Consider the following 6,159-nt stretch of genomic DNA (forward strand, 5'->3'; position numbering starts at 1 on the left):
ACCATGGCAAGACACGATATCGGCGCGCTCGAGGAACTCGAGGAGAACCGCCCGCTCAAGGTCATGGCGGGCGAGACCGCGATCCTCGTAATCCGGCGCGGGGATGAGGTCACCGCCCTCGCCCACGCCTGCCCCCATTTCGGACTGCCGCTGTCGAAAGGTCATCTCGACGGCAACCGGCTGATCTGCGCCTTTCACCACGCCTGCTTCGACGTCTCCTCGGGCCGTCAGACCCAGCCGCCGGGCCACGGCGATTTGCGGCGCTACGAGGTCGAAAGCCGCGATGGGCATGTCTTCGTCGAGCTGCCCGAAGACGCCGAGGCGCACCCCGCCCCGCCGCATGTCCGCGCGCGCGACAAGAGCCGCCGCGTCGTGATCGCGGGTTCTGGTGCCGCGGCCGATGCCTGCGCGCTGACGCTGCGCGAAGAGGGGTTCGAAGGCGCCATCGCGATGATCTCGCCCGAAGCGCAGCCGCCCTATGATCGGACGCTGCTGAGCAAGGGGGTGCTCGCCACCGGCGATCTGCCCCGCCACCTCACCATCACCTCGCCGCAGGCGCTGGCCGATCGCGACATCGACCTCGTCGAAGGACACGTGGCCGAGATCGACCCGGCGGCGCGCGAGGTCCGCACCGCGACCGGCGCGGCGCAGGGCTACGACTCCCTGCTCATTGCCACCGGCGGCACGGCCAACCTGCTCGACCTGCCCGGCGCCGATCTCGGCGGGCTGCACCACCTGCGCTCGCGCCAGCAGGGCGAGGTGCTGGCCAAGGCCGCCGGAGAGGCCCGGCGCGCCGTCATCGTCGGCGGCGGCTTCACCGGCATGGAAGCGGCGCTGAGCCTTGCCAAGCGCGGGCTCGAAGTGACCGTCGCGCTGCGCGAGGAGGTGCCGCTCGCCAAGATCGTGGGCGAAGAGATCGGCCGGGCGATCCGGGCCGAGCATGAGGCCAAGGGCGTGCGCTTCGTCACCGGGGCGAAGGTCGCGGGCTTCGAAGGCGAGGGGCAGGTCTCGGCGGTGCGCCTGGAAAGCGGCGAGACGCTTCCCGCCGATCTGGCGCTTCTTGCCATCGGCGTGCGCCCGGCCACCGATATCGCAGAGCTGCACCCGGAGGAGGACGGCGGGCTGCGCACCGGTCCCGACCTCGCGGTCGAGGGGCTCGAGGGTGTCTATGCCGCAGGCGACGTGGCGCGGGCGCCGACCCCCTGGGGCCGGCTTCGGATCGAGCATTGGCGCGTTGCGCGCCAGCATGGCGCGCGGGCGGCACGGGCGATCCTGGGCAAGCCCGTGGACGAGATCGACGTGCCCTTCTTCTGGACGGCACTCGGCCGGCAATACCGCTATCTCGGCCATGCCGAGGGGTGGGACGAGATCCGCATGGATGGCGAGGCCACGGGCGATTTTCTCGCCCGCTACGTCAAGGATGGCCGCGTCATGGCGTTGATGGGCGCGGGCCGCGACGGCGAGATCGCCCGCGCCCATGCCGAGATGATCCGCGCGGGCGGTCCGCTTCCGGCCTAGGCGAATTCCCGCCGCCCCGCACCATCCCCCCTGTGGCGACTCGCCCGCATCGCGGTACTGCTGCCACAAGGAAAAAGGAGCAGGCGGTGCGGAACTTGACGACTCTCGGACGAGCGGGCCTTCTGGGCTTCGCACTCGCGGCTTTGGCGTCCTGCGGCGCGGTCTCGGGCCCGCTCGACACTTCGCTCCGGCCACCGGCGCGCGCGGAACAGATGGACGATTCGATGCGACCCCGACCCAATGCAGGCTTTTCCAACTGGGTCGGCGGTTACCGCTCCCGCGCCCTGTCGGCGGGCGTCTCCGGCGCCACCTTCGAACGCGCCTTCGCCGACGCGGGCTACATCCCCGGCGTGATCGAAAAGGACCGCAACCAGGCCGAGTTCACCAAGACACTGGGCGAATACCTCTCCACCGCCGCCTCCGACACCCGCGTCGAAACGGGCCGCGCCATGCTGGCGCAGTATTCGAGCCTTCTGTCCGAGATCGAGGCGCGCTACGGCGTCGACCGCGAGACGGTGCTCGCCGTCTGGGGCATGGAGAGCAATTTCGGCAAGCGCAGGGGCGAGATTCCTGTCGTCTCGGCGCTGGCGACGCTGGCCTATGAGGGCCGCCGCGGCCGCTTCTTCGAGCAGCAGCTCACCTCGGCCCTGAAGATCCTGCAAAACGGCGACGTGGCGCCGTCGCAGATGACCGGCAGCTGGGCCGGCGCGATGGGCCATACCCAGTTCATCCCGACGAGCTACGAGGCCTATGCCGCCGATTTCCGCGGCGACGGGCGGCGTGACATCTGGTCGGACGACCCGACCGACGGCCTCGCCTCGACCGCGAAATACCTCGCGAACTTCGGCTGGCGGCAGAACCAGCCCTGGGGCGTCGAGGTGTTGCTGCCCGCGGGTTTCAACTACGGCCTCGCGGGCGGAACGAAGAAGAGCGCCGCCGAATGGCAGGCGCTCGGCGTGCGCGCCGCGACGGGCGGGCAGATCCGCGATTTCGGCGCCGCCGAGATCCTCGTGCCCGAGGGCGCGCAGGGCGCGGCTTTCATGACCTTCCGCAACTTCGACGTCATCAAGCGCTACAACGCCGCCGATGCCTATGCGATCGGCGTGGGCCATCTGGGCGACCGCATCGCGGGCGCCGGGCCGCTTCGCACCAAAATGATGACGGGCCGTGCGCTCAAGCGGGCCGAACGCTCGGAGCTGCAACGCCGCCTGACCGCGCTGGGCTATGACACCGGCGGCGCCGACGGCATCATCGGCCCGAACTCCATCGCCGCGATCCGCCGCTACCAGCAGGCCAACGGCCTGCCCGTCGACGGCTTTGCCTCCGAGGATCTCCTGAAGCGGCTGCGCTGAGACAGGGGCCACCCTCCGGGGCGGCCCTTTTCATTCGGCGGGGGCGCAGGCCTCGCCGCGCAGGCAGGCGGCGAGCCTTTCGCGCATCGCGGCATCCGGCGCGGCCTGCACCGTGCCGGGACAAGGCTCCAGATCGACGATCAGCCTGCCCTCCTCCACGCGCGCGAAGACCAGCACCTCCTTGCCCGGCACGAGCGCGCCGCACCACGGCCCGGCGCAGGAGGGCTGCAAGATCATCGCCGTCTCGATCTCCGTGTCGAAGCCGGTGGGTCCGAGCTGGTGGCCGGTGAAATCCGCCGGGATCGGCTCGGGGCTGGTGCTGACATTGGCGGCGGCGTCGGACCGGGGCAGCTTCGATGCGTCGAAGGCGAAGCGGCCGACATAGGCGCGGTAGATCTCGGGTGCTGCGTCGATCTCGGCAAAGCTGCGGATCGGATCGGGCACGAGGCACGACAGCGCGGCGGCGGGCTGCGCCGCCGCCGCCATCAGGGCGAGGCTCAGACCAGCGGCCCGAGCCGCTCCAGCACCTGTTCGTAGACGCGCCGCTTGAAGGGCACGATGGCCGAGACCAGCTCGGCGGGGTCGATCCATTTCCATGCGCTGAACTCCGGGTGATCGGTGGCGATGTCGATGTCCGAATCCTGCCCCGTGAACCGCATCAGCACCCATGTCTGGGCCTGCCCGCGGTAGCGGCCGCCCCAGATATGCGGCACCACGTCGGCGGGCAGGTCGTAATGCAGCGGCTCCTCGGTCTGGGCCACCATGATCACCTTGTCGGGCGTCACGCCCGTCTCCTCGCCCAGCTCGCGCAGCGCGGCGGTGGTCACATCCTCGCCCGGATCGATGCCGCCCTGCGGCATCTGCCAGGCGTCGCGGTCGCGGTCGATCCGCTGGCCGACGAAAACCTGCCCCTCGGCATTGACAAGCATCACACCGACGCAGGGGCGAAACGGCAGGGCGGCGATCGAGGCGGGTCTCACTGCGGGGTGTCCTCCGCCTCGGCGCGCTGCTCGGGGTCGGGCAGCGCGCGGGGGCCGAGCGCCGAGAGCCCCTTGAGGATGTCGATCGCATAGGCGAGCTGGTAGTCCTGCTCGCGCAGTTCGGCCGCCTTCTCCGCCCGCGCGCGGTCCTCTTCGAGCTGCTTGATCTCGTCCTCGCTCAGGCTGTCGTTGTCGAGGCTGCCGCGCAAGTCGGCTTCCGAGCGCAGCGGACGCGGCGTCTCCTCCTCGGCGCTCTCGTCCACCGGTTCGGGGCGCGGCTGCTCGACGATGATGTCGGGCGAGATGCCCAGCGCCTGGATCGAGCGGCCCGAGGGGGTGTAGTAGCGCGCAGTGGTCAGGCGCATCGCGCCCTCACCCCGAAGCGGCATGACGGTCTGGACCGAGCCCTTGCCGAAGCTCTGGGTGCCCACGACGATGGCGCGGCGATGATCCTGCAGCGCGCCGGCGACGATCTCGGAGGCCGAGGCCGAGCCGCCGTTGATCAGCACCACCATCGGCTTGCCGTCGATCAGATCGCCGGGGGTGGCGTTGTTGCGATCGGACTGGACCACGTCGCGGCCGCGGGTCGAGACGATCTCGCCCGCCTCGAGGAAGGCGTCCGAGACATAGATCGCCTGGTTGAGCAGGCCGCCGGGGTTGTTGCGCAGATCGAGCACGACGCCGTTGACCTGATCGAGCCCGCCGGCCTTCTCGATCTCCTCGGCGAGGCCCGATTTCAGGTCCGGGAAGGTCTGGTCGTTGAAGGTGGTGACGCGCATCACGATGGTCTCGCCCTCGGTGCGCGCGCGCACGGCGTTGAGCTTGATCGTGTCGCGGATGATCGAGACGTCGAAGGGCTCGTCCTCGCCCTCGCGCACCACGGTGATGATGATCTCCGAGCCCACCGGCCCGCGCATCAGGTCCACCGCGTCGTCGAGCGTCAGCCCCAGCACGCTTTCGCCATCGACGGCGGTGATGTAGTCGCCCGCGAGGATTCCGGCGGCATCGGCCGGGGTGCCGTCCATCGGCGAGACGACCTTGACCACGCCGTCCTCCTGCGTGACCTCGATCCCGAGCCCGCCGAATTCGCCGCGCGTCTGGGTGCGCATGTCGGCGGCATCCTCGGGGGAGAGATAGCTCGAATGCGGATCGAGCGAGGTCAACATGCCGTTGATCGCGGCCTCGACCAGATCGCCCTCGTCGACCTCCTCGACATATTCGGCGCGGATCCGCTCGAAGATGTCACCGAACAGGTCGAGCTGCTCGTAGACGCTGGCGTTGCGCTCGGCCTCCTGGGCGACCAGCGGCCCCGCGACCTGCGTCGTGACGGCAAGACCGAGGACGGTTCCGCCCAACGCCGCCAATACCAGTTTCCTCATGCGCGACCTTTCTTCTGCTTCCGGCGCGCGACGCCGGGCCCTTGTCGGCTCCCTCTCCGGTCTCAGCCGGAGGCGAACCATGTGGCGGGGTCGACGGGGACATCCCCCTCCCGCACTTCCAGATAAAGCGTTTCCGTCTGCGGTGCGCCACCGCCCTGCGCCGTTTCGGTCAAGATTTCGTGCGAAGCGGGCGGGTCTCCGCCCATCAGCCCCACCGCGGCGCCTTCGGGAAGGATCTCTCCCGTCTCGCCGAAGACCTCGGCCAGACCGGCGAGAATCACCAGCACCCCGGCGGCGGGCTCGAGGATCGCGACATTGCCGTAGTCGAGCAGCTCGCCGCGAAACCGCAAGGTCGCGGCGACCGGCGTGGAGACGAGCCCGCGCGGGGCCGTGGCGATGACGAGGCCGGGCCGGGCGACGCCCGCCGCATCGGCCGCGCCGAAGCCGCGCAGCACCCGGCCCTGCACCGGCAGCGGGATCTCCCCCTTGCGCGCGGTGGCATCGGGCGCGCTGCTCGACAGCTCCGCGTCGATGGTCCGCGCCAGCCCCGAGGCAAAGGCGTCGAGCGTGTCGGTCGAGGCCAGGAGCAGCGCCGTCGCCACCGGGTCCTCGGTGAAACGCTTGGGCAGATCCGTCCGGTCCGAAATCGCCTCCGACAGGGCGCTGCGCGCGCTCTGCGCCCCGGCGAGCCCCTCCTCCAGCGTGCCGATGGCGCTCTGCTGCAGGGCGGCGAGATCGGCGGCCTCCTGCAGATCGGCGCGCAGCGCTTCGGCCTCGGCCTGCAGCGCGGGCGTCACCTCCGAGGCGATGAGCCCGGCGCGCGCCATGCCCAGCGCGCCGCCCGGGTGCAGCATCAGCACCGGCGCGGGCGCCTGCGAGATCGATTGCAGCGCGGCGAGCAGCGCCGCGATCCTGTCGCGCCGGGCCTCA

6 protein-coding genes are annotated in these 6,159 nt (G+C 70.6%); 2 read left to right on the plus strand and 4 right to left on the minus strand.

Annotated elements, in window-relative coordinates:
- Nucleotides 1-3 precede the first annotated feature (3 nt).
- Together NHG85_RS02665 and NHG85_RS02670 are read left to right on the plus strand one after the other, a co-directional pair.
- The gene (locus tag NHG85_RS02665) at nt 4-1,518 is read left to right on the plus strand and encodes an FAD-dependent oxidoreductase (RefSeq protein ID WP_253329565.1); all 1,515 of its coding nucleotides are present in this window, start codon (nt 4-6) and stop codon (nt 1,516-1,518) included.
- A 95-nt stretch (nt 1,519-1,613) separates the two neighbouring features.
- A complete protein-coding gene (locus tag NHG85_RS02670) occupies nt 1,614-2,870 on the plus strand; it encodes a lytic murein transglycosylase (RefSeq protein WP_370362961.1) in 1,257 nt (418 codons plus the stop codon).
- A 30-nt stretch (nt 2,871-2,900) separates the two neighbouring features.
- Here the strand turns inward: NHG85_RS02670 and NHG85_RS02675 are convergent, their stop codons facing one another.
- The 4 genes from NHG85_RS02675 to NHG85_RS02690 form a co-directional block, all read right to left on the minus strand.
- Nucleotides 2,901-3,356, minus strand: coding sequence for a hypothetical protein (locus NHG85_RS02675; RefSeq protein WP_253329567.1), 456 nt, complete (start codon nt 3,354-3,356; stop codon nt 2,901-2,903).
- Between the two features lie 11 nt (nt 3,357-3,367).
- A complete protein-coding gene (locus tag NHG85_RS02680; protein WP_253329572.1) occupies nt 3,368-3,850 on the minus strand; it encodes an RNA pyrophosphohydrolase in 483 nt (160 codons plus the stop codon).
- Complete coding sequence (locus tag NHG85_RS02685; RefSeq protein ID WP_253329573.1) at nt 3,847-5,229, minus strand: S41 family peptidase; 1,383 nt, start codon at nt 5,227-5,229, stop codon at nt 3,847-3,849. The genes NHG85_RS02680 and NHG85_RS02685 overlap by 4 nt, the downstream gene beginning before the upstream one ends.
- A gap of 62 nt (nt 5,230-5,291) precedes the next feature.
- The coding region (locus NHG85_RS02690) for a murein hydrolase activator EnvC family protein (protein WP_253329574.1) at nt 5,292-6,159 on the minus strand (868 nt) is incomplete at its 5' end.

It is taken from the genome of Limimaricola litoreus (assembly GCF_024159025.1).
Taxonomy (GTDB): domain Bacteria; phylum Pseudomonadota; class Alphaproteobacteria; order Rhodobacterales; family Rhodobacteraceae; genus Limimaricola; species Limimaricola litoreus.

Excerpts from the sequence above, each read along its gene's own strand:
- NHG85_RS02675 (WP_253329567.1), bottom strand. The coding sequence starts at position 3,356 with ATGGCGGCGGCGGCGCAGCCCGCCGCCGCGCTGTCGTGCCTCGTGCCC.
- NHG85_RS02685 (WP_253329573.1), bottom strand. The coding sequence starts at position 5,229 with ATGAGGAAACTGGTATTGGCGGCGTTGGGCGGAACCGTCCTCGGTCTT.
- NHG85_RS02665 (WP_253329565.1), top strand. The coding sequence starts at position 4 with ATGGCAAGACACGATATCGGCGCGCTCGAGGAACTCGAGGAGAACCGC.